Genomic DNA, 23528 nt, shown 5'->3' with positions numbered 1-23528 from the left:
AGGAGGCGTCCTGGGCGGTGGTGGAGCCGCGGCTTCTGACGAACACTGCCCGGCTTGCCACCTGGTGTGCACGGTGGGCTGTCCGGGTCTGCACCAGGGCCTGTCGGGACGGGTCCGGGCGCGGCAGGAGTCGCGACGAGCGAGTCTACGCAGGGTGGGCACCGGCGACAAATCCGGTGGCCCGGCAGCCACGCCGGCGCTCAGCCGGCGGACCCCCGGCTTACCGCGGCGAGGGTCCGAGGACTAGGTTGGACAGGACCTACGACGTGAACAATACGTGCTAAGGAGCCGACGTGACCGACGCACCGGCCACCGATGCCCCGGCCACCGCCGGCGCATCCAACGAGTCCCTCACCGTGCGCGACAACCGCACCGGTGCGGAGTACGACCTCGCGATCACCGACAACACCATCCGCGCCGCCGACCTGGGCCAGATCCGTCTCCGGGACGACCAGCCCGGGCTCGCCACCTACGACCCCGGGTTCGTCAACACCGCCTCGTGCCGCAGCGCGGTGACCTTCATCGACGGCGACAAGGGGATCCTGGAGTACCGCGGCTACCCGATCGAGCAGCTGGCCGAGAAGTCCAGCTTCCTCGAGGTGGCCTACCTCCTCATCCACGGCGAGCTCCCGACCCAGGACCAGCACGAGAACTGGGTCCACGAGATCACCTACCACACGTTCGTGCACGAGAACGTGAAGTCGTTCATGGAGGGCTTCCGCTACGACGCCCACCCCATGGGCATGCTGATGGCCTCCGTCGGGGCGCTCTCCACCTTCTACCCGGACGCGCGCAACATCGCCGACGCCGACAACCGGCACATGCAGATCGTCCGGATGATCGCCAAGATGCCGACCCTGGGGGCCTGGTCCTTCCGGCACGCCCAGGGCAAGCCGTTCATCTACCCGGACAACGACCTGAGCTACACCGCGAACTTCCTCTCCATGCTCTTCAAGATGAGCGAGAAGAGCTTCGCGGCCGACGAGCGCCTGGTGAAGGCGCTGGACACGCTCTTCATCCTGCACGCCGACCACGAGCAGAACGCGTCCACCAACGCGGTGCGTTCGGTGGGCTCGACGCAGGTCGACCCCTACTCGGCGGTCTCCGCCGGTGTGGGCGCCCTCTTCGGCCCGCTGCACGGCGGGGCCAACGAGGCGGTGCTGCGGATGCTGCGCCGGATCGGCACCAAGGAGAACATCCCCGACTTCATCGCCGGGGTGAAGAACGGCGACGAGAAGCTGATGGGCTTCGGCCACCGGGTCTACAAGAACTACGACCCCCGCGCCAAGATCATCAAGAAGTCCGCCGAGGACGTCTTCGAGGTGACCGGGACCAACCCGCTCCTCGACATCGCGCTGGAGCTGGAGAAGATCGCGCTCGAGGACGAGTACTTCGTCAAGCGCAAGCTCTACCCCAACGTGGACTTCTACTCCGGCCTCATCTACGAGGCCTTCCAGTTCCCGCCGGAGATGTTCACCGTGCTCTTCGCCATCGGCCGGACGCCGGGGTGGCTGGCCCAGTGGCTCGAGCTGGTCCAGGACAAGGAGCAGAAGATCGCGCGCCCCAAGCAGATCTACACCGGAGACCGGGGCCTGACCTACGCCCCGCCCTCGGAGCGCTGGGCCTGACGGCGCACACGGCACGGTCTTCACGGCGTTGAGGCCGGGATGAGCGAAAGTGACCTGATTGCGGTCACACCCTTCGCTCAGCCCGGTCTCAGCGCCTTTTAGGGATTCCGGGGCAGAGTGGAGGCATGACTGAGACACCGCCCCCCAGCTTCTACGGCAGCGGCCCGGATCCCGACCGGGAGTCCCGGGCTGCGCAGCAACCGAACCCGTCCCCCTACGGCACGCACGACACCCGGCCGATCCCACCGACACCGTCGGCGGAGCCAGGCGACTCCCGCCGCGGCAACGGCGGCCTGGTCGCCGGCCTGCTGGCCGGATCGCTGCTGGTCGGCGGCCTCGCCGGCGTCGGCGGCGCCGCCATCTACGAGGAGTGGCTCGCCGACGACTCACCCTCGGCGGTGAGCCGGGAGGAGTCCTCCGCACCCGTCATCGACCAGGGCACCCCCGAGGCGGGCGCCAGGACGGTCGAGGCGGTGGCCGACAAGGTGCTGCCGTCGGTGGTGCGCATCGACGTGGCCGGCGCCCAGGGGTCCGGCTCCGGCAGCGGCATCGTGCTGACCGAGGACGGGCAGATCCTCACCAACGAGCACGTCATCGCCGCGGCGGCCGACGGCCGCGGCCGGCTCACCGTCACGTTCGACGACGGGACCCGCGCGGAGGCCGAGGTGCTCGGTGCGGACAAGCTCACCGACACCGCGCTGATCCAGGCCGAGGACGTCTCCGGCCTGGTCCCCGCGACGATCGGCAGCTCCGCCGACCTGCGGGTGGGCCAGGAGGTCGTCGCCGTCGGGGCGCCCTTCGGCCTCGACGCGACCGTCACCAGCGGCATCGTGAGCGCGCTGGACCGCCCGGTCAACGTCGCCTCCGACGAGCAGGGCAACAGCACCACCTACCCGGCCATCCAGACCGACGCGGCGATCAACCCCGGCAACAGCGGCGGTCCCCTGGTCGACATGAACGGCAACGTCGTCGGCATCAACTCCTCGATCCGCACGGCCTCCTCCGGGCTCGGCGGCCAGGGCGGCTCGATCGGGCTCGGCTTCGCCATCCCGATCGACGAGATCGAGCCGCTCATCGAGCAGATGGCGGCCGGTGAGACCCCCACCCACGCTCGGATGGGCGTGCAGGTCAGCGACGCCCCCGACGAGGACGCGGCCAGCACCCTGGGCGCCCTGGTCGCGGAGGTCACCCCCCGCTCCAGCGCGGACGAGGCCGGCATCGAGGAGGGCGACGTGATCACCCAGGTGGACGAGGAGAAGATCGACGGCTCCGACGACCTGGTGGCCACGGTCCGCACCTACCGCCCCGGCGACGAGGTCGAGGTGACCCTGGTGCGCGACGGCGAGGAGCAGACGGTCACCCTCACCCTGGACGCGAACACCGACTAGAGGCGCGGGTCGACGGGTGGCCCGGACGCGCGGCGGAGTCAGCGCGTCCGGGCCACCCGTCCCTCGTCCCAGACCGGGCCGTCGGACTCGTAGACCTCACCGTCGGCGCCGTAGACCAGGAACCGGTCGAAGCCGCGGGCGAACCACCGGTCGTGGGTGACCGCGAGCACCGTGCCGTCGAACGACTCCAGCCCGGCCTCCAGCGCCTCGGCGGACTGCACGTCGAGGTTGTCGGTGGGCTCGTCGAGCAGCAGCAGGGTCGCCCCCGAGAGCTCCAGGAGCAGGATCTGGAAGCGCGCCTGCTGCCCGCCGCTGAGCGACTCGAAGCGCTGCTCGGCCGACCCGGCCAGCTCGTAGCGGTCGAGCACCCGGCTGGCCTGCTCACGACCCATCCCCTGCCGTCCGGTGCCGTCCGGCCGGGCGTCGCCGCGGTGCAGCACCTCCAGCAGGGTGCGGCCCTCCAGCTCGGGATGGTCGTGGGTCTGCACGAACCAGCCCGGACGCACCCGCGCCCCCAGCCGCGCACGACCGGTGTGCGCCACCGGCGCGGGACGCACGTCCCCCACCGGCAGGTGCTCGGGCTCCGGGTCGGTGCCACCCCCGGCCAGCAGGCGGAGGAAGTGCGACTTGCCGGACCCGTTGCTGCCCAGGACGGCGACCCGCTCGCCGTACCAGACCTCGAGGTCGAAGGGGCGCATCAGCCCACTGAGCTCCAGCTGCTCGCAGACCACCGCCCGCTTCCCGGTACGGCCTCCCTTGAGCCGCATCACCACCTGCTGCTCGCGCGGCTGCTCGGTCGGCGGACCCGCCTCCTCGAACCGGCGCAGCCGGGTCTGCGCGGCCTGGTAGCGGCTGGCCATGTCGGAGTTGTAGGCCGCCTTCTGCTTGTACATCAGCATCTGCGTCCGCAGCTTGGCGTGCTCCTCGTCCCACCGCTTGCGCAGCTCCTCGAAGCGCAGGAAGCGCTCCTCCCGCGCCTGGTGGTAGGTGCCGAAGCCGCCCGGGTGGGTCCAGACCTGGTTGCCCGCGTGCCCGAGCTCGACGGTGACGATCCGGGTGGCGGTATTGGCCAGCAGCTCGCGGTCGTGGCTGACGAAGAGGATCGTCTTGGGCGAGGTGCGGATCCGCTCCTCGAGCCAGGTCTTGCCGGGCACGTCGAGGTAGTTGTCGGGCTCGTCGAGGAGGAGCACCTGCTCCGGACCGGCCAGCAGGTACTCCAGCACCAGCCGCTTCTGCTCCCCACCCGAGAGCGTGCTCAGCCGGCGGTGCCGGGCACGGTCGAAGGGCACCCCCAGGGCCTTGACCGTGCAGACGTCCCAGATCACCTCCTGGTCGTAGCCTCCGGCGTCGGCGTAGTCGGACAGGGCGGTGGCGTAGCGCATCTGCGTCGCCTCGTCCTCGACGTCCATCAGGCGCAGCTCGCAGGCGTCGACGGCGGCCGCCGCGCGACGCACCCGCTCCGGAGCGACAGAGCGGAGGAGGTCGGCGACGGTATCGTCGGCCCCGCCATGACCGACGAACTGCCGCATCACCCCCAGGCCCCCGCTGCGGGTCACCACCCCGGCGTGCGGTGCCAGCTCCCCGGTGACCAGCCGCAGCAGGGTGGTCTTGCCTGCCCCGTTGGCGCCGACGAGGGCGACCTTGGCGCCGTCCCCGACCCGGAAGGAGACGTCGTCCAGCAGCACCCGACCGTCGGGCAGCTCGTACCTGACGCCTGCGACATCGACATGACCCATGCCCCGGATCATCCCCTACGCGGGCGGTTCGGATCACCTCGATTCCCGGCCGCCCGACCGATCTCGGGGTGTCCATCAGGGGGGCGCCGGAGGCGGCGCGACCCGCGATGCGGTCCACTTCTGTCATGACCGTTCAGCCCACGTCGATGCGCACCCGGGTGCGCCGGACCGCGGTGCGCCTCGCCGGCCGGCGCAGCGGCGGGATCGACATGTCCTCCCTGCGACGCGTCCCGCAGGCCTGGCGGTTCCCGCTCCAGCGCGACGAGCTGGACCCCGTCCCCGCCCTGACGGCGGCCCACGAGCAGGGCCCGGTCACCCGGCTGACCCGCCTGCTGGGCACCGACGTGTGGCTGGTGACCGGCCACGAGGCCGCCCGGACGGTGCTGGCCGACGCGGAGGCCTTCGGCAACGACGTGCGCTACCTCTTCGGACGGCAGGGCCGGAGCCCCGCCGAGCAGATCGGCGGGCTCGGGATGACCGATGCTCCCGAGCACACGCGCCTGCGGCGGGTGCTCACGCCCGAGTTCACCCGGCGCCGGCTGGCCCGGCTCGACGAGGCCGTGACCCGGGTGGTCGAGGAGTGCCTCGACGACATGGCGGCCCACGGTCCCGACGTCGACCTCGTCTCCAGGTTCGGCTTCGCCGTCCCGTTCCGGGTGATCTGTGAGCTGCTGGGCCTGCCCGAGGTCGACCGCGACGAGTTCCAGCGGCGGGGCAGCGCGCGGTTCGACCTCGCCTCGGGCGGGTCGCGCTCCTTCGACGCCGCGGCCGGGACCCGGCAGTTCCTCATCGACACGGTGGCCCGGGAGCGCCGCGCCCCCTTCCTGCCCGACGGCCTCCTCGCCTCGATCGTGGCCCAGCACGGCGACGAGCTCGACGACGTGGAGATCGGCGGCCTGGCCGACGGCGTCTTCATCGGGGGCTACGAGACGAGCGCCAGCATGCTCTCGCTGGGTGCCTACGTGCTGGCCCGCGACCCGGTCGCCCACGAGCTGATCCGCACCGGCACGGCCGCCCAGGTCGACGCGGTCGTGGAGGAGCTGCTCCGCTACATCTGTCCCGTGCAGCTGGCCTTCCCCCGGTTCGTCCGCCAGGCGGTCACGGTCGGCGGCGTGCGGATGACCGAGGGCGACCTGGTGGTCGTCTCGCTCTCCGGCGCCGGGCGGGACCCGGGTCACCGCCCGACCGCCGCCTCCTTCGACCCCCTCGCGCCGCCCGGAGGGCAGCTCGCCTTCGGCCACGGGCTGCACCGCTGCGTGGGCGCCGAGCTGGCGCGGATGGAGATGCGCACCGGGCTGGTGGCCCTGACCCGGCGCTTCCCCGACCTGCGGGTGCTTGCCTCGGCCGAGGAGCTGCGGTTCACCGAGCTCTCCATCGTCTACGGCGTCGAGAGCCTCCCGGTGCGCCTGGCCTGATTGGGCAGCGCGCCCATGGTCCTGTGTGGGGCGCCCAGCCATGATGGGGGCCCACACACGAGAGGGGTCGCGATGCGGCTGGAGCTGTCCGCCGAGGACCAGGCGTTCCGTGAGGAGATGGCCGCGGCCTTCGTCCGCGAGGTGCCCGAGGAGATCCGGACCGCGGTCCTGGACGGCCGCGAGGTGACCGCGGAGATGATCCGGGTGAGCCAGCGTGCCCTCAACGCCGCCGGCCTCGCCGTGCCGCACTGGCCGCGGGAGTGGGGCGGCCGGGACTGGACCGAGCTGCAGCGCCACCTGTGGCACGAGGAGATGGTCCGGGCCGGCGTCCCCTTGCCGCTGCCGTTCAACACCTCGATGATCGGGCCGGTGCTGGCGCAGTTCGCCTCGGCGGAGATGAAGGAGCGCTTCCTCCCGGCGACCGCCAACCTCGACATCTGGTGGTCCCAGGGCTTCTCCGAGCCCGACGCCGGCTCCGACCTGGCCGGGCTGCGCACCACCGCGGTCCGGGACGGCGCGGACTGGGTGGTCAACGGCCAGAAGACGTGGACCACGCTGGGCCAGTACGGCGACTGGATCTTCACCCTGGTGCGCACCGACCCGGAGGTGAAGAAGCAGCAGGGCATCTCGATGCTGCTCATCGACATGACCACGCCCGGGGTCGAGGTCCGCCCGATCGAGCTGATCGACGGCGGCCACGAGGTCAACGAGGTCTGGTTCACCGACGTGCGGGTGCCGGGCGAGAACCTCGTCGGCGAGGTCAACCAGGGCTGGACGATGGCCAAGTTCCTGCTCGGCAACGAGCGGGTGGGCGTCGCGCCGGTGGCCGCGGTCAAGCGGATGCTGGCGAGCGCCAAGGCGCGTGCCGGCGAGCGCCTGGAGGACCCGCTGACCCGGGCCCGGTTCGCGGAGCTGGAGAACGAGCTGCTCGCGCTGGAGCTGACCGCCCTGCGGGTGGTGGCCCACTCCGCCGACGGCGCCCCGCACCCGGCCAGCTCGGTGCTGAAGCTCCGCGGCACCGAGCTCCAGCAGGCGGTGAGCGAGCTGATGGTCGACCTCGCCGGTCCGGCCGCGCTGGTCTCCGCCACCGCCGGGGGCACCGACGCGCCCCGCTGGGCCGGACGCGCCGCGCCGGTCTACCTCAACTACCGCAAGGCCTCGATCTACGGCGGGTCCAACGAGATCCAGCGCCAGATCATCGCCCGCACCATCCTCGGACTGTAGGGAGCAGCAGATGGACTTCACCCACGACGAGGAGCAGGTCGCGCTGCGTGACGCGGTGCGGGCCCTCCTCAGCCGGAAGTACGCCGACTTCGAGGAGCGTCGCCGCTCGGTGCGCGGCGACCTCGGCTTCGACGAGACGGTCTGGAAGCAGCTCGCCGAGATGGGCGTCCTCGGGCTCCCCTTCGCCGAGCAGGACGGCGGCATGGGGGCCGGGCCGGTCGAGGTCGGCCTGGTCGCCGCCGAGCTGGGCCGGGTGCTGGCACCCGAGCCGTTCCTCGCCTCGGTGGTGCTGGGCGGCGGCGCGGTGGCCGCGGCCGGCACCCCCGAGCAGCGGGCCGAGCTGCTGGGTCCGCTGGCGGCGGGAGAGCTGCGGCTGGCACTCGCCCACCTCGACGGCGCCACCCCGGTCACGGCCGAGCGGGCCCCGGACGGGCAGCACGACGGCTGGACGCTGACCGGGACCAAGGAGCCGGTGCTCGGCGGTGACGCCGACCGGCTGGTGGTGACCGCCGCCCTGCCCGGCGGCGGGACGGGGCTCTTCCTGGTCGACGGGGAGGCGTGCGAGCGCACGACCTGGCCGGCGTTCGACGGCTCCCGGGTCTCCCGCGCAGCCTTCTCCGCGACCCCGGCCACCCCGCTGGGCGAGCCGGGCGCCGACGCGTCGGCGCAGCTCACCGCGGTCCTCGACCAGGGCCGGATCGCGGCCTGCCACGAGGCCCTGGGCGGGATGGAGGTGGCGCTGCAGACCACCACGGCCTACCTCAAGAGCCGCAAGCAGTTCGGGGTGCCGCTCAACACCTTCCAGGCGCTCAACTTCCGGGCCGCCGACATGTACGTCTCCCTGGAGCTGACCCGCAGCATCGTGGCCTGGGCGACGATGGTGGTGGCCGAGGGTGACCCGGCGCTGGCCCACGAGGCCGTCGCGCGCGCCGCCCTGCAGACCAGCCGGGCCGGGCGTCACGTCGGCCAGGAGGCGATCCAGCTGCACGGGGGGATCGCGATGACCGCGGAGTACCTGGTCGGCAACATCACCAGCCACCTCACCGCGCTCGACCACCTGCTCGGCGACGGTCAGCAGCACCTCACCGCGCTGGCCGCCGGGGTCGACGGCTACCCCGGCCTGGACCCGCTGGCCCCGACCATGCGCAGCGCCAGCTCGCGGTAGTGGTCGGCGACCTGGTCGGGACTCAGTCCGCCGTCGGCGCGGTACCACCGGGAGACGTCGATGCCCAGTGAGAGCAGGGCGGCACCGGTGACGGTCGGGTCGTCGGTGTGGAAGACCCCGGCCCGCACGCCCCGGACGACCAGGTCGCGGACCAGGGCGTCCATGGCGTGCCGGAGTCCGTCGATCTCGGCGCGGTGCTCGGGCGACAGCGCGGCCAGCTCGTAGTTCACGATCCGTCCCTCGGTGTGGTGCACCGCGTGGTGACGGACGAAGTCGTGGACCAGGGCGGCCAGCTGGCCGGCCGGGTCGTCGGCGGCGGCCAGCGCCTCCTCGCAGACCGCCAGCGCGGCGCGGTGGCCGGCGAGCGAGATCTCGTGGAGCAGCTCCTCCTTGGAACGGTGGTGCACGTAGAGCGCCGCCGGGCTCATCCCCGCCGCGGCGGCGATGTCGCGCGTCGTCGTGCCGTGGAAGCCGCGGGCCGCGAACGCCTGGACGGCCGCCTCGAGCAGCCGGGTCCGGGTGTCGGTGACGATTTCCCCGGTCTGGTTGTTGACGTCCTCTGCCATGCGAGAGAGAGTAAGCGAGCGCTTAGTCAGGTGACAATCGCCTGACCACGGACCAGCAGGAGAAGACGTGCACGGACTCATCGGCAAGGTCGCCATCGTCACCGGAGCAAGCCGCGGCATCGGGCTCGGGGTCGCGGAGCGGCTCGTCGCGGAGGGCGCCCGGGTCTGCGTCACCGCGCGCAAGCCCGAGGCCCTGGAGGAGGCGGTCAAGGCCCTCGGCGGTCCCGAGAAGGCGATCGCCGTCGCCGGCAACGCCGCCGACCCGGTGCACCGCGCCGACGCCGTGGCGAAGACGCTCGAGGTCTTCGGCAGCGTCGACCTGCTGGTCAACAACACCGGCATCAACCCGGCGTACGGCCCGCTGGTCGAGCTCGACCTCGACGCGGCCCGCAAGATCCTCGACACCAACGTCGTCGCCGCACTGGGCTGGGTCCAGGAGGTCTACCGCGCCTGGATGGGCGAGCACGGCGGCTCCATCGTCAACATCGCCTCGGTCGCCGGCACCAAGCCGGCCCCCGGCATCTCGATGTACGGCGCCAGCAAGGCCACCCTGATCAGCCTCACCGAGTCGCTCGCCGTGGAGCTCGGCCCCACGATCCGGGTCAACGCCGTGGCCCCGGCCGTGGTGAAGACCCGCTTCGCCGGCGCCCTCTACGAGGGCCGGGAGGAGGAGGTCGCCTCCGCCTACCCGCTCAAGCGGCTCGGGGTGCCCGACGACATCGGCAGCGTCGTCGCCTTCCTCCTCTCCGACGAGGCGGGCTGGCTCACCGGCCAGAACCTGGTCATCGACGGCGGGCTCACCCTGACCGGCGGCGTCTGATGACCACGGTCCTGGAGGGGGCGGGAGCGGTCGTCACCGGCGCCGGCCACGGGATCGGCCGCGCCCTGGCCCGGCGGCTGGCCGCCGAGGGCGCCCGGGTGGTCGTCAACGACCTCGACGCCGACGCCGCCCAGGAGGTGGCCGACGAGATCGGTGCCAGCGCGGTCCCCGGTGACTGTGCGTCCGTCGACGGGGTCGCCCACCTGGTCCGCCGCGCCGGCGAGGCGCTGGGCCGCATCGACGTCTTCATGGCCAACGCCGGCATCGACTCCGGCCACGAGACCGGCCTCGACAGCCTCCAGGCCGACGAGGAGGTCTGGGAGCGGATGCTCCAGGTCAACACCATGGCCCACGTCCGAGCCGCGCGCACGCTGGTGCCGGGCTGGCTGGCCGACGGCCGCGGCGGCCGCTTCGTGGTGACCGCCTCGGCGGCCGGCCTGCTCACCATGCTGGGCAGCGCGCCCTACTCGGTGACCAAGCACGCCGCGGTCGGCTTCGCGGAGTGGCTCTCGGCCACCTACGGCCACCGCGGCGTCACGGTCCAGGCGATCTGCCCCCAGGGCGTCCAGACCCGGATGCTCGAGCAGTCCGGCCCGCTCAAGGACCTGCTCACCCGCGACGTGGCGCTGACCCCGGAGCAGGTCGCCGACACCTGGGTGGAGTCCCTGGCCGACGACCGGTTCCTGGTGCTCCCCCACCCCGAGGTGGCCGACTACTACGCCGCCCGGGCGACCCAGAACGAGCGGTGGCTGGCCGGGATGCGCCGGCTCCAGGCCGGTCTCGACCAGAGGACGGGAGCGACCTCGTGAGCGACGACCTGCAGCGCGACGACGTGCCCGGTCTCGACCTGGCCTCCTTCGGCCGGTGGTTCGCCGCGACGCGGCCCGACCAGCTGACCGCGGACCGGGCAGGCGACCTGGGCGCCCGGCTGATCGCCGGAGGGAAGTCCAACCTGACCTACGAGGTCACCGACGGCGAGGCCTGGTGGATCGTCCGCCGCCCGCCGCTGGGCCACGTCCAGGCGACCGCCCACGACATGGGCCGCGAGCACACGGTGATGACGGCGCTGTCCGGCACCGACGTCCCGGTGCCGCAGACCTTCGCGCTCTGCTCCGACGACTCGGTGCTGGGCGCGCAGTTCTACGTCATGGAGCGGGTGGCGGGGACGCCGTACCGGACCGCCGCCGAGCTCGCCGCCCTCGGCGAGGAGGGCACCCGGCACCTGGCCGGCGCCATGATCGAGGTGCTGGCCGCGCTGCACGCGGTCGACCCGGCGGCGGTCGGGCTGGCCGAGTTCGGCCGCCCGCAGGGCTTCCTGGAGCGCCAGGTGCGGCGCTGGGGCAAGCAGCTGGCGGGGTCGCGGACCCGCGACCTCCCCGACGCCGACCGGCTGCTGGCCCACCTCGCCGCCCACGTGCCCGCGGAGGGCGCGGCCGGCATCGTGCACGGCGACTACCGGCTCGACAACCTGCTCGTCGTCGCCGAGGACCCGCAGCCGGTCAAGGCCGTCGTCGACTGGGAGATGGCGACCCTCGGGGACCCGCTCACCGACCTGGCGCTGCTGCTGGTCTACGACAACCTCCCCCGGCTGGTCGGCGAGCTGCCGCTGGCCGACGCCAGCACGGCACCCGGCTACCCGAGCGCCGAGGAGCAGCTCGCGGCGTACGTCGCGGCCGGTGGCCGCGAGGCAGCGGGCCCCGGCGGCGACATGGGCTTCCACCTGGGCCTGGCCCACCTCAAGCTCGCGGTGATCCTCGAGGGGATCAACCGACGGCACCAGGCCGGCCAGACCGTCGGCGGCGGATTCGACTCCATCGGCGACGCCGTGGAGCCCCTGCTGGCGGCCGGACTGGCCGCGGCGACCCACTGAGAGAGAGCTGACATGGACTTCACCTTCGACGAGCGCACCCGGGAGCTCCAGGCCGAGCTGCTCACCTTCATGGACTCCCACGTCCACCCGGCCGAGCACCGCTTCGAGACCGAGCTGGCCGAGCTCGACGACCCCTTCGCCTGGACCCAGGCGCCGGTGCTGGCCGAGCTGCGCGAGGAGGCACGGCGCCGCGGTCTGTGGAACCTCTTCCTCCCCGTCTCCGCCGACGAGCACGGGCGCGGCGGCGGGCTGACCAACCTGCAGTACGCCCCGCTCGCCGAGATCAGCGGCCGCAGCGGCCACCTCGCCCCCGCGGCGATGAACTGCGCGGCGCCGGACACCGGCAACATGGAGGTGCTGCACATGTTCGGCACCCCGGAGCAGCAGGAGCGGTGGCTGGAGCCGCTGCTCGACGGCCGGATCCGCTCGGCCTTCGCGATGACCGAGCCCGACGTGGCCTCCTCGGACGCGACCAACATCGAGACCGCGATCGTCCGCGACGGCGACGACTACGTGATCAACGGGCGCAAGTGGTGGATCACCGGGGCGATGAACCCCGAGTGCGAGATCTTCATCGTGATGGGCAAGACCGACCCCGAGGCGTCACGCCACCGGCAGCAGTCGATGGTCCTGGTGCCGCGCGACACCCCCGGCCTGGAGGTCGTCCGGCCGATGCACGTGCTCGGCTACGACGACCACGAGCACGGCGGCCACGCCGAGCTCCGCCTCACCGACGTGCGGGTGCCGGTGAGCAACCTGATCGGCGAGGAGGGCGCCGGCTTCGCGGTGGCCCAGGCCCGCCTGGGCCCGGGCCGGATCCACCACTGCATGCGCGCCATCGGGGTGGCCGAGCGGGCCATCGAGCTGATGTGCCGGCGCGCGGAGTCGCGGGTCGCCTTCGGCCGGCCGCTGGCCCAGCAGGGGGTGATCCGGGAGTGGATCGCCGAGTCGCGGGTCGCGGTGGAGCAGCTGCGACTGCTGGTCCTCAAGACCGCGTGGCTGATGGACACCGTCGGCAACCGCGGCGCCCACACCGAGATCCAGGCGATCAAGATCGCCACCCCCAAGGTGGTCCAGGAGATCCTCGACCGGGCGATCCAGGTGCACGGCGCCGGCGGCCTCTCCCAGGACTTCGGGCTGGCGGCCTCGTTCGCGGGGATCCGCACCCTCCGCTTCGCCGACGGCCCCGACGAGGTCCACAAGAACTCGCTGGCCAAGGCCGAGATGGCGCGCGTGGCAGCGAAGGGCTGAGGCGGGTGGACCTGTCGCTGAGCCAGGAGCACGAGGAGTTCCGGGCGCTGGCCCGGGAGTTCCTCGAGCGCGAGGCCGTGCCGCACCGAACCCGCTGGGACCGCGAGGAGTCGGTCGACCTGGCGATCGTGCCCAAGATGGGCGAGCTGGGGTTCTTCGGGCTCACCATCCCCACCGAGTACGGCGGCCTCGGCGGCGACTACCTCACCTACGTGCTGGCGATGGAGGAGCTCGGTCGCGCCGACTCCGCGCTGCGCGGCATCGTCTCGGTCTCCAACGGCCTGGTCGGCAAGTCGATCCTCGGCTTCGGCAGCGAGGAGCAGAAGCAGCGCTGGCTGCCCGGCATCGCCGCCGGCTCGCTGCTGGGCTGCTTCGGCCTGACCGAGCCCGACACGGGCTCCGACGCGGGCAACCTCTCCTCGCGGGCCCGGCGCGACGGCGACGACTGGGTGCTCGACGGGCAGAAGCTCTTCATCACCAACGGCACCTGGGCCGACGTGGCCCTGGTCTTCGCCCGCACCGGCGGGCCGGGGCCCAAGGGGATCAGCGCCTTCCTGGTGCCGACCGACACCCCCGGCTTCGAGGCACGGGAGGTCACCGGCAAGCTCGGGCTGCGTGGCCAGGCCACCGCCGAGCTCTTCCTCACCGACGTGCGGGTGCCCGGCGACGCGCTGCTCGGCGAGGAGGGCCAGGGGTTCCGGATCGCGATGACCACGCTGGACAAGGGCCGGGTCTCGGTCGCGGCCGGGTGCGTGGGGATCGTCCAGGGCTGCCTGGAGTCCTCGGTGGCCTACGCGAAGGCGCGGACCCAGTTCGGGAAGCCGATCGCGGCCTTCCAGCTGGTGCAGGAGATGCTCGCCGACATCTCCCTGGACGCCGACGCCGCCCGGCTGCTCGTCTGGCGCTGCGCCGACCTGATCGACCGCGGCGAGCCCTTCTCGGTGGCCGCCTCCAAGGCCAAGCTCTTCGCCTCCGAGGCCGCCGTCCGGGCCGCCGACCGCGCCGTCCAGGTGCACGGCGGTGCTGGGTACGTCGACGAGTTCCCGGCGGCGAAGTACCTGCGCGACGCCCGGGTGATGACCCTCTACGAGGGCACCAGCCAGATCCAGAAGCTGCTCATCGGCCGGGCGGAGACCGGCATCAGCGCGTTCACCTGAGGAGACACCATGACCGGACCCGAGACCCCCCGCGACCCGCGCCTCGACCCGCACCTGGCCGGGCTGCTGGGGCTGATGGACGCCGCAGGCACGCGGATGCACGAGGTGACGCCGCAGGAGGCGCGCCGGATGTTCCGCGCGCTCACCGTCGACCTCCGCGACCCCGCGTCGGTCCCCGCGGTCGACTCCGTGCAGGAGATCCGGGTGCCCGGCGGCGCCGGAGAGCTCGACGCCCGGGTCTACCGCCCGCACGCCGGCGCGCTGCCCACTCTGGTCTTCTTCCACGGCGGCGGCTGGGTGATCGGCGACCTGGAGACCCACGACCTGACCTGCCGCACCCTCGCCACCCTCTGCGACGCCGTCGTGGTCTCGGTCGACTACCGACTGGCACCCGAGCACCCCTACCCGGCGGCCGTCGACGACGCCCTGGCGGCCGCCCGCTGGGCGGCCGAGCACCTGGCCGAGCTGGGCGGCACCGACGTGCTGGCCGTGGCCGGCGACTCCGCGGGCGGCAACCTCTCCGCGGTGGTGGCCCAGGCCTTCCGCGACGAGGGGATCGCCCTGGGCGGGCAGCTGCTGATCTACCCGGGCACCGACCTGCTCTCCGAGCTGCCGTCGCGCACCGAGAACGGCACCGGCTACTTCCTCGACATGGCGACCATGGTCTGGTTCGCCGGCCACTACCTCGGCGACGCGGGCCACGACCCGGCCCACCCCCGGCTCTCCCCGCTGCGCGGCGACGTCACCGGGGTCGCGCCGGCCGTCGTCGTGGTCGCCCAGTTCGACCCGCTCCGCGACGAGGGGACGGCGTACGCCGAGGCCCTGGCGGCGGCCCAGGTGCCGGTGCTGGTGGAGGAGTTCGACGGGATGATCCACGGCTTCGTCGACATGGGCCGCCACTCCCCCGCCGCCCAGGCCGCGGTGGAGAAGACGTGCGCCACGTTCCGGCAGGTCATCCACGCCGGGGGCTGACCCCCCGCGCGACCAGGTCGTGGCGAGCGCGGACGGGCGTTCGCCGTCCCCGGCCTTCTACTCCTTGACCCGGCCGGTCTCGAACCCCCACATCGCGACCTCCACCCGGTTACGGGCGCCGAGCTTGGCCATCAGGCTGCCGATGTGGGTCTTCACCGTGCTGAGGCTGATGTGAAGCTCGACGGCGATCTCGGCGTTGGTGCGACCCCGCGCGAGGGTGCGCAGCACCTGCTCCTCGCGTTCGGTGAGCGGGTCGCGGGGCTGGGCGGGAGGAGCGGCCCGGCCCGTGCCCGCGAACGTCGACAGCAGCCGGCGGGTGATGCTGGGCGAGATGAGCGAGTCACCTCGGGTGGCCGCCCGGATCGCCTCGCCGAGCAGCTCGGGTCCGGCGTCCTTCAGCAGGAAGCCGGTGGCGCCGGCCACCAGCGCACCGTGCACGTACTCGTCGAGGTCGAAGGTGGTGATCACGACGACCGCGACCGGGTCCTCGACGCCCGGCCCGGCCAGCAGACGGGTCGCCTCGACCCCGTCGAGGACGGGCATCCGGATGTCCATCAGGCACACGTCGGGACGGAGCTCTCGGCCCAGCCGCACCGCCTCCTGCCCGTCGCGCGCCTCCCCCACGACCTCGATGCCGTCCAGGGTGCCGAGGATCAGCCGCAGTCCGGTCCGCACGAGATCCTGGTCGTCGGCGACCAGCACCCGGATGCTCACGCCGACACCCGCCGCGGCAGTGTCGCGACGACGGCCCAGCCGCGACCGGGGCACGGGCCCGCCCGGCAGGTGCCGCCCAGGAGCAGGGCGCGTTCCACCATCCCGGTGAGCCCGAACCCCGCGTCCGGGTCGGGGTCCCCCGGACCGGGGTCACCGTCGTCGCGGACGGCGAGGCGGACGGTCGACTGGTCGCCGGCGACGCGCACGTCGACCAGGGTGGCGTTCCGGGCGTGCCGCAGGGCGTTGGTGACCGCCTCCTGAGCGATCCGGAAGACAGCGGCGTCGATCGCCGCCGGGAGTGCGGCCAGGTCACCCGAGACCGTCACCTCCACCCGCGGTCCAGCGGGCGAGGCCCCGGACAGCCGCTGGAGGTCGGCCACACCGGGCTGCGGCGCGTAGTCGACCGGTGCCTCGTTGCGCAGGACGCGGACCATCGCCCGCATCTCGGCGAGCGTGCGCGTGGCCTCCAGCTCGATCACCTCCAGTGCCTCGAGCGGCGACGACGGGCTGGTCGCCGCGAGCGCGCGCCCTGCCTGGGCCTGGACGGCTATGGCGGAGACGTGGTGGGCCACCGTGTCGTGCAGCTCGCGCGCCAGCAGGACCCGCTCCTCCGACTTCACCTGCTCCAGCCTGCGCTCCCGGGCGCCGTGCTGGGAACGCACCGCCAGTCCGAGGGCGAAGGAGGACACCAGGACGGCGCCTCCGCCGATCGCCTCGGCCGCCCCGGGCCAGCTGACGAAGAACGCCATGGTGGCCGGGACCAGGATGATCGCCAGACCCGCCACCGCCTCCCGCCCGGAACCCCACCGGAAGAGCGAGTAGGGCAGCACCAGGAAGTAGAGCATCGTGTACACGTCGAGCGCCGGCGCGTCGGAGGCGATCAGGCCGAGGTCCACCACCGCGACCACGCCGAAGGCGGTCGCGACCACTGCGAGGGGGTGGGTACGTCGCCACAGCAGCAGTGGCGCCAGGCCGACCGTCAACGCCACCGACAGCCCCGGTAGCGGCAGGTCCTCCCGCAGGACGCCCTCCAGCACCCCGGAGACCGTCACCACCGCCAGCAGAGCCCAGTCCCGCCAGACCCGAGCCGGTGGGGCCGAGGGCCGGGGCTCCTCCAGCAGGGGCCGCAGCGGATTGCTCACCCCCTCAGCGTAGGGAGGGAGCGCCGCGAGGGGACCGGCCGAAAGTCTGACTCGGCGCCGCGCTTTCGGTCAGGAGAAGTCTGGCCGTCGGACCGACGCGCCCACGACGCGATGCCGCGAGCGTTGAGCCCATGATCACAGTTGAGTCCCTGACCCGGAGGTACGCCGACTTCACCGCCGTCGACGACGTCTCCTTCACCGCCCAGCCCGGCCGCGTGACCGGTTTCCTCGGTCCGAACGGCGCCGGCAAGTCCACCACGATGCGCGTGATGGTCGGTCTGACCGTCCCGACGTCCGGCTCCGCGACCATCAACGGAGAACGGTTCGCCGACCTCCCCAACCCCGGCCTCGAGGTGGGCGTCCTGCTCGACGCCTCCGCGCAGCACGCCGGTCGCACCGGCCGCGAGATCCTCGCGGTCGCCGCCGACACCATGGGCCTGCCCGGCTCTCGCATCGACGAGATGCTCGAGCTGGTGAGCCTGACACCCGCCGAGGCCAAGCGCCGGGTGCGCACCTACTCGCTCGGCATGCGCCAGCGGCTCGGTCTCGCCACGGCACTCCTGGGAGATCCCCCGGTGCTGATCCTCGACGAGCCCGCCAACGGACTCGACCCCGCCGGGATCCGGTGGATGCGCGACCTGCTGACGGGCTTCGCCAGCCAGGGCGGCACCGTGCTGCTCTCCTCCCACCTGCTCCACGAGATCGAGGTCATCGCCGATGACCTGGTCGTGATCGGCCACGGCAAGATCGTCGCGGCCGGCACCAAGGAAGAGCTGCTGGCTGCCGCCGGGACGATCGCCAGGTCGACGTCACTGCGCGACCTCGCTCACGCACTCGAGCAGGCCGGGATCCCCAGCACGCTCGTCGGGGACGGATCGGTCCGCACCGATGCCGACCCCGCTCGGGTGGGGGTCGTGGCCCTGACCGCCGGCGTCGCCCTCACCGAGCTCCGCTCCGCCGAGGGCGCCGGGCTCGAAGACATCTTCTTGTCGCTCACTGCCGACACCCAACGCGAAGGAGTTGCGCCATGACCACCGACATCGGCCCGCCGGCCACCACCACGGACGCCGCATCGGTCCGCCGGACCGCCCGTCCCATCCCGACCACCCGGTTGGCCAAGGTCGAGCTGCGCAAGATGTTCGACACCCGCTCGGGATTCTGGCTGCTGGTCAGCATCGGCGTGCTGTCGCCCCTCGCGACCGGGTCGGTCCTCGTCTTCGCTCCTGACAGGGACGTCACCTACGAGAGCTTCACGAGGGCGAGCGGGTTCCCGATGTCGGTGATCCTGCCGATGATCGCGATCCTGGCCGTCACCAGTGAGTGGAGCCAGCGCAGTGGGCTCACGACGTTCACGCTGGTGCCGAGTCGCGGACGAGTGATCGGCGCCAAGGCGATCGCGACCGTCCTGGTGGGTCTCGGCTCCGTGGCCGTCGCCTTCGCTGTCGGCGCCCTCGGCAACGTGGCCGGTGCCGCCCTCGCGGGCGTCGACACCGTGTGGGACATCTCGTGGACCATGGCGTCCCAGATGGTGCTCTTCAACCTGATCGGCATGGCCATCGGCTTCACCCTCGGTGTCGTGCTGCGCCACTCCGCGGCCGCGATCGTGGGCTACTTCGTCGTCTCGCTGGTCATGCCGGGCGTCCTCGTCCTCCTGGCTGAGGTGCGCTCGTGGTTCGAGGACCTGCAGCCGTGGATCGACTGGAACGAGACGCAGGTGGCGCTCCTCGAGGGCGCCATGGACACCGGTGAGGAGTGGGCGATGCTCGGCTCGACCACGATGATCTGGATCGTCATCCCCCTCGTCGTCGGGCTGCTCTCCCTGCGTCGCTCCGAGGTCACGTAGGCACACGCACACGGTCCCCCGGCCCGCCATTGCAGTTCGCGACCTCTCCAGGGCTAACATTCCCGCTCCGACCGAGAGGACCCCATGGCCACCGATTACGACGCATCCCGCAAGACAGAAGAGGAGCAGAAGGAAGAGAGCCTGGAGGCCCGACGCCTCACCTCCGGCGAGCAGGACAAGACCTCGGGGAAGGTCGACGAGGACGAGACCGAGTCAGCGGAGTCCTACGAGCTGCCGGGCGCGGACCTCTCCCACGAGACGCTCTCCATCGAGGTCACCCCGATGCAGGCGGACGAGTTCGTCTGCACGGGCTGCTACCTCGTCCAGCACGGCACTCGACGCTCGGCACCGGGCTCCGACCTCTGCGCCGACTGCGCCTGACTGATCCCGCCGGCGTTGATCGCCGCCCCGCGGCTCCCGGCCGAGCTCCGCCGCGGGGCCGACTCTCGTGGCCCCCCGAGATTCGGGCCTATCAATCAATTCATGATTATTGACTGACATTGGACCGTCATCTAGCGTACGTACCATCGTGGTGCAGATCACACTAGAGGAGACGGGGCATGCCGGACCAGCCGATAGCCGTCGTCGACTCGCACGCCCACTTCTGGTCGGCCACGCCAGCGGCCGCCCGCTACGTCCACCCCGCCGACGAGCCCATCGATCCTGCTGGGCTGCTGCGACTGATGAACGCGGCGGGTGTCGAGCTGACGCTGCAGGTGACCCGCGTCTTCGGCGACGACGCCGAGTCCGTGGCCGGCGCGAGTCGGCACCCCGACCGCTTCCGGGTGCTGGGCAGACCTGAGGCGAACGCCTTCCAGGACGAGACCACGTGGCGGCGCTGGCAGGCCCAACCCGGCCTCGTCGGGATGCGACTCTTCGCCGCTCCCTTCGACGTCGCCCTGTTCGGACCCGATCGCGCGCCGTTCTGGCGCTGGGTCCAGCGCGACGGGGTGCCCGTCTCCGTCTACGCACCCGGACACCTGCCGCAGGTGCTCCAGCTGGCGACCGACCACCCGGGCGTCACCTTCGTACTCGATCACGGGGCGGCGCGGGTGGCGCACGACGTCCCCGACGAGCTCCGGCTGGAGGAGTGGCCGCTGCTCACCGAGGCCGCCTCGCTACCCAACGTCGCCGTCAAGGCCTCGGCCCTGCCTGAGGCGACGGGCGAGCACGCGTGGCCCTACGCCCGCGCCAGCGAGCTGTTGCTCGAGCTGGTCACCACGTTCGGGGCAGATCGCGTGATGTGGGGCTCGAACTTCACGCCCGCAGGTCGCTCAGGCAGCTACGACCAGTTGGTCGAGCATGCCCGCGCGACCGTCAGCCAGCTGCCCGCCGACCACGCCGCAGCCGTGCTGCGCGCCACCGCCCTTCGCCTCTTCCCGGATCGCGCGCCTGCCTCGATTCCTCGACCGAGTACGTAGCCGCCGACGCGCCCTGACCCCGCCCACCGACCGACGGAGCACCGATGCCGAAATTCCACATCGACGACCTGCACGCCTACTGCGTCCGTCTGATGACGGCGACGGGCGCTCCCGAGGACGACGCGCGGATCATCGCCGACCACTGCGCCGCGTCGATGCTGTCGGGTGAGTTCTTCCACGGGATGGAGCTCGGCACACAGTACTGGCCGCTGATCAAGCAGGGCATCCTCCAGCCCGGGGCCGAGATCGAGTTCATCAAGGAGACGCCGACCACGCTGATGGTCGACGGTCACTTCAACTTCGGCCACGTCGTGAGCCACGTCGTGATGAACAAGCTGATCGACAAGGCGGAGACCCACATGGTCGCCGCTGCCAGCATCCGCAACCAGACCCACGTCGGGTGCCTCATCGACTACACCACCATGGCCGCCGAGCGCGGCATGGTCGCGCTGATGATGACCGACGGCGCTTGGGGACCCAAGCTGATGGCCCCCTACGGCGGTCGCGAGCGGCGCCTCGGCATCAATCCCTGGTCCATGGCACTCCCCAATGACACGGGCGGACGGGTCGGGTTCGACATGACCTCCGGCACCGTCTCGCTGATGAAGATCCGCCGGGCGCACGACGAGGGGCGGCCCATCCCCGAGGGCTGGGTCATCGACAAGCACGGTCGTCCCACCACCGACCCGGCCGACTTCTACGACGGTGGCACCGTGCTGCCGGTCGGTGGCGGCCAAGCGCACAAGGGCTACGCGCTGACGTTCATGATCGAGGCGCTCGCCGACGTCCTCTCCGGCATGCCGTTCAAGGAGGACCTGTCGCGCGACTGGCCCATCATCGACGGCTGCTTCATGGCGGTCTTCAACGTCGAGGCGTTCCGCCCGCTCGCGGAGTTCAAGTCCGAGCTCGGCGAGATGCTCGAGTGGGTCACCAGCTCCGCACCCGCCGAGGGACACGACCGGGTCTACTACCCAGGCGAGCGCAGCACCCTCAACCGCACCGGCCACGACGGCGTCGTGGAGCTCCCCGAGGACGTCTGGGACTCCATCACCGTCACCGCCAGGGAGCTGGGGGTCGCCGAACAGGCCCCGGATCCGTGGGAAGGGACGACTGTCTGATGTGGGCGCAGCGCCTTGTCGCCCCGCGCAGGTTCGAGCAGCTCGAGGTCGACGACCTGACTGCGGCGGACCTGCGGCCCGGCGAGGTGCTGCTCCGGACGATCACCGGCGCCGTCTGCGGCAGCGACCTGCCCGTGTACCTGGGGGACGAGTCGCTGAACCGGCCTGACGGCGCCGCCCGGGCGGCACACGTGCCCGGCTTCCCGATGCACGAGGTGGTGGGGGAGGTCGTCGCCTCCCTCGATGGCGGACACGACGTCGGTGCCCTCGTGGTCGGCTGGGCCACCAGCCACCGCGCGATCGCCGAGCTGGTGGTGACCCGCGGCGACGCGGTGGCCACCTACGACCCCGACCTCCGTCCCGACCAGGCGATCCTGCTGCAGACGCTCGCCTGCGTCCTCGACTCCGTCGGCAAGTGTCCGGACCCGTCCCGGGTCGAGCGGGCCGCCGTCCTCGGGCTCGGTCCGATCGGGCTGCTCTTCGCCCACGTGCTCAAGTCACGCGGTGCGCGGGTGGTGACCGGTGTGGACCTGGTCGACCGTGCGGGCCTCGCCACCATCTTCGGCCTGGACGAGGTCCATCACAGCGCCACCTCTCGGTGGCGCCACCACGTCAAGGACGACGACCGGCCCGACCTCGTCGTCGAGGCGGTCGGGCACCAGACCCAGACCCTCGTCCACGCCCTCGAGACCGTCGCGCCGCACGGCTTCGTCCACGCGTTCGGCGTCCCGGACGTCGCCTACTACCCGCTGCCGCTCGACCGGATGCTGCGCAACAACGTCACCCTCTTCGCAGGCTTCGCCCACGACCGGCAGGCAGCGCTCGCCTCGGCGACGGCGTACCTGCGTGACCACCCCGAGCTCCGCGACGTCTACGTCACGCACCGCTACCCGGTGTCCCGCGTCGGCGACGCCTTCGAGGCCGCGGCGACCCCGCAGCCAAGCCAGATCAAGATCGCCGTCGACCTGGGCTGATGCCCTCCGTCTGCGACCACTACCTCCGCCACCTCCGCCCCCCGCCACCCTCCACCCGCCACACCCAACCTGAGGAGACCTCATGAGGATCCGCCCGTCCCGCACCGGGACCTCACTCGCCACCATGGTGCTGATCAGCCTGACCGCCCTGACCGGTTGCGGCAGCAGCAGCAGCGACGGCCCCGCCGAGGGTGCCGACAGCATCGCCGACGCCGCCCAGGACGAGGGGGAGCTGCTCTGGTACACCTCGCTCCCCCAGAGCACCGTCGACGCGGCCCTGGAGGGCTTCTCCGACGCCACCGGCATCCAGGCCGAGTCGGTCGTGCTCTCGACCTCGCTGCTCACGGCCCGGATCGCCTCGGAGAAGGAGTCCAACGCCTCGACCGCCGACGTCGTGACGGCGGCGGATCCGGCGTTCTTCGCCGACGCCCTGGAGAACGACTGGTTCCTGCCGCTCGCCCAGGAAGACGTGCCCGCACTGGAGACGTGGCCCGCCGACTACCTGAGCGACGACTCCTACGCCCTGGTCAACATCCAGCCGGCCGGCATCACCTACAACTCCGACAAGGTCTCAGAGGACCAGGTCGACACCTGGGAGAAGCTCCTCGACCCCTCCATGAAGGGTCAGATCTTCTACTGCGACCCGGAGCTGGTGCCCTCGTGGCTGGCGATGATCAAGACGCTGCGCGACTCGCTCGGCGACGACTACGTGAGCAAGCTCGCCGCGCAGGACCTCAAGTTCGTCGACAGCCTGGTGCCCGGCGCGCAGACGCTGGCGGCCGGCTCCGGGACCGTGCTGATCCCGAGCCTGGAATCGGTGTCCAAGCCGCTTGCCGACTCGGGTGCGCCGCTGGCGACCGTGTTCCCGACGCCGACCACGGGCGTCGAGCAGTTCGCCGGCATCCTCGACGACGCTCCGCACCCGAACGCCGCCATGGTGTTCATGGACTACCTCCTCTCCGAGGAGGGCCAGAAGGTCCTCAACAAGGACGTCGGCTCGTCGCCGCTCGGCGCCCTCGACGGGACGCTGCCGCTGCCCGAGGGCTACTCGGCTCCCGACATCAAGGGCGCCCGCGCGGAGCAGGACGAGCTGCTCACGCTGATCGGGAGGTGACCTGCCGATG

The 23528-nt window shown here is 72.1% G+C and carries 22 protein-coding genes; 18 read left to right on the top strand and 4 right to left on the bottom strand.

What is annotated here, in order from left to right; genetic code table 11:
* Positions 1-293 precede the first annotated feature (293 nt).
* Both AC3X7R_RS06440 and AC3X7R_RS06435 read left to right on the top strand, forming a co-directional pair.
* Positions 294-1628: a citrate synthase gene (locus tag AC3X7R_RS06440; RefSeq protein ID WP_489964745.1), complete on the top strand. Its 1335-nt coding sequence runs from the start codon at positions 294-296 to the stop codon at positions 1626-1628.
* Between the two features lie 125 nt (positions 1629-1753).
* The gene (locus tag AC3X7R_RS06435) at positions 1754-3016 is read left to right on the top strand and encodes a S1C family serine protease (RefSeq protein WP_489964744.1); all 1263 of its coding nucleotides are present in this window, start codon (positions 1754-1756) and stop codon (positions 3014-3016) included.
* A gap of 38 nt (positions 3017-3054) precedes the next feature.
* Here the strand turns inward: AC3X7R_RS06435 and AC3X7R_RS06430 are convergent, their stop codons facing one another.
* Positions 3055-4752: an ABC-F family ATP-binding cassette domain-containing protein gene (locus AC3X7R_RS06430; RefSeq protein ID WP_489964743.1), complete on the bottom strand. Its 1698-nt coding sequence runs from the start codon at positions 4750-4752 to the stop codon at positions 3055-3057.
* A 125-nt stretch (positions 4753-4877) separates the two neighbouring features.
* Here AC3X7R_RS06430 and AC3X7R_RS06425 point away from each other — a divergent pair, with 125 nt between their 5' ends.
* The 3 genes from AC3X7R_RS06425 to AC3X7R_RS06415 all read left to right on the top strand — a co-directional run bounded on the left by AC3X7R_RS06425 (position 4878) and on the right by AC3X7R_RS06415 (position 8556).
* Complete coding sequence (locus AC3X7R_RS06425) at positions 4878-6167, top strand: cytochrome P450 (protein WP_489964742.1); 1290 nt, start codon at positions 4878-4880, stop codon at positions 6165-6167.
* Positions 6168-6239: 72 nt separating this feature from the next.
* A complete protein-coding gene (locus tag AC3X7R_RS06420; RefSeq protein WP_489964741.1) occupies positions 6240-7391 on the top strand; it encodes an acyl-CoA dehydrogenase family protein in 1152 nt (383 codons plus the stop codon).
* 10 nt (positions 7392-7401) lie between these two features.
* On the top strand, positions 7402-8556 hold the full coding sequence (locus AC3X7R_RS06415) for an acyl-CoA dehydrogenase family protein (protein WP_489964740.1): 1155 nt from the start codon (positions 7402-7404) through the stop codon (positions 8554-8556).
* Here the strand turns inward: AC3X7R_RS06415 and AC3X7R_RS06410 are convergent.
* The gene (locus tag AC3X7R_RS06410) at positions 8502-9122 is read right to left on the bottom strand and encodes a TetR/AcrR family transcriptional regulator (protein ID WP_489964739.1); all 621 of its coding nucleotides are present in this window, start codon (positions 9120-9122) and stop codon (positions 8502-8504) included. The two genes, AC3X7R_RS06415 and AC3X7R_RS06410, sit on opposite strands and share 55 nt — an antisense overlap.
* Positions 9123-9189: 67 nt before the next feature.
* Here AC3X7R_RS06410 and AC3X7R_RS06405 point away from each other — a divergent pair, with 67 nt between their 5' ends.
* Genes AC3X7R_RS06405 through AC3X7R_RS06380 form a run of 6 tightly spaced genes read left to right on the top strand, consistent with a single transcriptional unit; the run spans position 9190 to position 15192 of the window.
* Complete coding sequence (locus tag AC3X7R_RS06405) at positions 9190-9942, top strand: SDR family oxidoreductase (RefSeq protein ID WP_489964738.1); 753 nt, start codon at positions 9190-9192, stop codon at positions 9940-9942.
* The gene (locus tag AC3X7R_RS06400; protein WP_489964737.1) at positions 9942-10751 is read left to right on the top strand and encodes an SDR family NAD(P)-dependent oxidoreductase; all 810 of its coding nucleotides are present in this window, start codon (positions 9942-9944) and stop codon (positions 10749-10751) included. The genes AC3X7R_RS06405 and AC3X7R_RS06400 overlap by 1 nt, the downstream gene beginning before the upstream one ends.
* Positions 10748-11812 carry a phosphotransferase family protein gene (locus AC3X7R_RS06395; RefSeq protein ID WP_489964736.1) on the top strand — a complete coding sequence of 355 codons (1065 nt, stop codon included), beginning with the start codon at positions 10748-10750 and terminating at the stop codon, positions 11810-11812. The genes AC3X7R_RS06400 and AC3X7R_RS06395 overlap by 4 nt, the downstream gene beginning before the upstream one ends.
* Positions 11813-11824: 12 nt before the next feature.
* Positions 11825-13063, top strand: a complete 1239-nt coding sequence (locus AC3X7R_RS06390) for an acyl-CoA dehydrogenase family protein (protein ID WP_489964735.1) — start codon at positions 11825-11827, stop codon at positions 13061-13063.
* Between the two features lie 5 nt (positions 13064-13068).
* Positions 13069-14220, top strand: coding sequence for an acyl-CoA dehydrogenase family protein (locus tag AC3X7R_RS06385; RefSeq protein ID WP_489964734.1), 1152 nt, complete (start codon positions 13069-13071; stop codon positions 14218-14220).
* Positions 14221-14229: 9 nt separating this feature from the next.
* Complete coding sequence (locus tag AC3X7R_RS06380; RefSeq protein WP_489964733.1) at positions 14230-15192, top strand: alpha/beta hydrolase; 963 nt, start codon at positions 14230-14232, stop codon at positions 15190-15192.
* Between the two features lie 57 nt (positions 15193-15249).
* Here the strand turns inward: AC3X7R_RS06380 and AC3X7R_RS06375 are convergent, their stop codons facing one another.
* Complete coding sequence (locus tag AC3X7R_RS06375) at positions 15250-15906, bottom strand: response regulator (RefSeq protein ID WP_489964732.1); 657 nt, start codon at positions 15904-15906, stop codon at positions 15250-15252.
* The gene (locus tag AC3X7R_RS06370) at positions 15903-17048 is read right to left on the bottom strand and encodes a sensor histidine kinase (protein WP_489964731.1); all 1146 of its coding nucleotides are present in this window, start codon (positions 17046-17048) and stop codon (positions 15903-15905) included. The genes AC3X7R_RS06375 and AC3X7R_RS06370 overlap by 4 nt, the downstream gene beginning before the upstream one ends.
* A 131-nt stretch (positions 17049-17179) precedes the next feature.
* Here AC3X7R_RS06370 and AC3X7R_RS06365 point away from each other — a divergent pair, with 131 nt between their 5' ends.
* From AC3X7R_RS06365 to AC3X7R_RS06335, 7 genes are all read left to right on the top strand, one after another.
* A complete protein-coding gene (locus AC3X7R_RS06365) occupies positions 17180-18079 on the top strand; it encodes an ABC transporter ATP-binding protein (protein WP_489964730.1) in 900 nt (299 codons plus the stop codon).
* On the top strand, positions 18076-18891 hold the full coding sequence (locus tag AC3X7R_RS06360; RefSeq protein ID WP_489964729.1) for an ABC-2 transporter permease: 816 nt from the start codon (positions 18076-18078) through the stop codon (positions 18889-18891). Before AC3X7R_RS06365 ends, AC3X7R_RS06360 begins: the two co-directional genes overlap by 4 nt.
* Before the next feature lie 84 nt (positions 18892-18975).
* A complete protein-coding gene (locus tag AC3X7R_RS06355) occupies positions 18976-19272 on the top strand; it encodes a DUF4193 family protein (protein WP_489964728.1) in 297 nt (98 codons plus the stop codon).
* 179 nt (positions 19273-19451) lie between these two features.
* A complete protein-coding gene (locus AC3X7R_RS06350; RefSeq protein ID WP_489964727.1) occupies positions 19452-20312 on the top strand; it encodes an amidohydrolase family protein in 861 nt (286 codons plus the stop codon).
* Positions 20313-20356: 44 nt separating this feature from the next.
* Positions 20357-21430, top strand: a complete 1074-nt coding sequence (locus tag AC3X7R_RS06345) for an Ldh family oxidoreductase (RefSeq protein ID WP_489964726.1) — start codon at positions 20357-20359, stop codon at positions 21428-21430.
* Positions 21430-22404, top strand: coding sequence for a zinc-binding dehydrogenase (locus AC3X7R_RS06340; protein WP_489964725.1), 975 nt, complete (start codon positions 21430-21432; stop codon positions 22402-22404). Before AC3X7R_RS06345 ends, AC3X7R_RS06340 begins: the two co-directional genes overlap by 1 nt.
* A gap of 82 nt (positions 22405-22486) precedes the next feature.
* Complete coding sequence (locus AC3X7R_RS06335; RefSeq protein WP_489964724.1) at positions 22487-23518, top strand: ABC transporter substrate-binding protein; 1032 nt, start codon at positions 22487-22489, stop codon at positions 23516-23518.
* Positions 23519-23528: the final 10 nt, after the last annotated feature.

The organism is Nocardioides sp. Z22_16, assembly GCF_058134365.1.
Note: the sequence above shows the minus strand (reverse complement) of the source record. Positions and strands in the feature narration are given on the sequence as shown.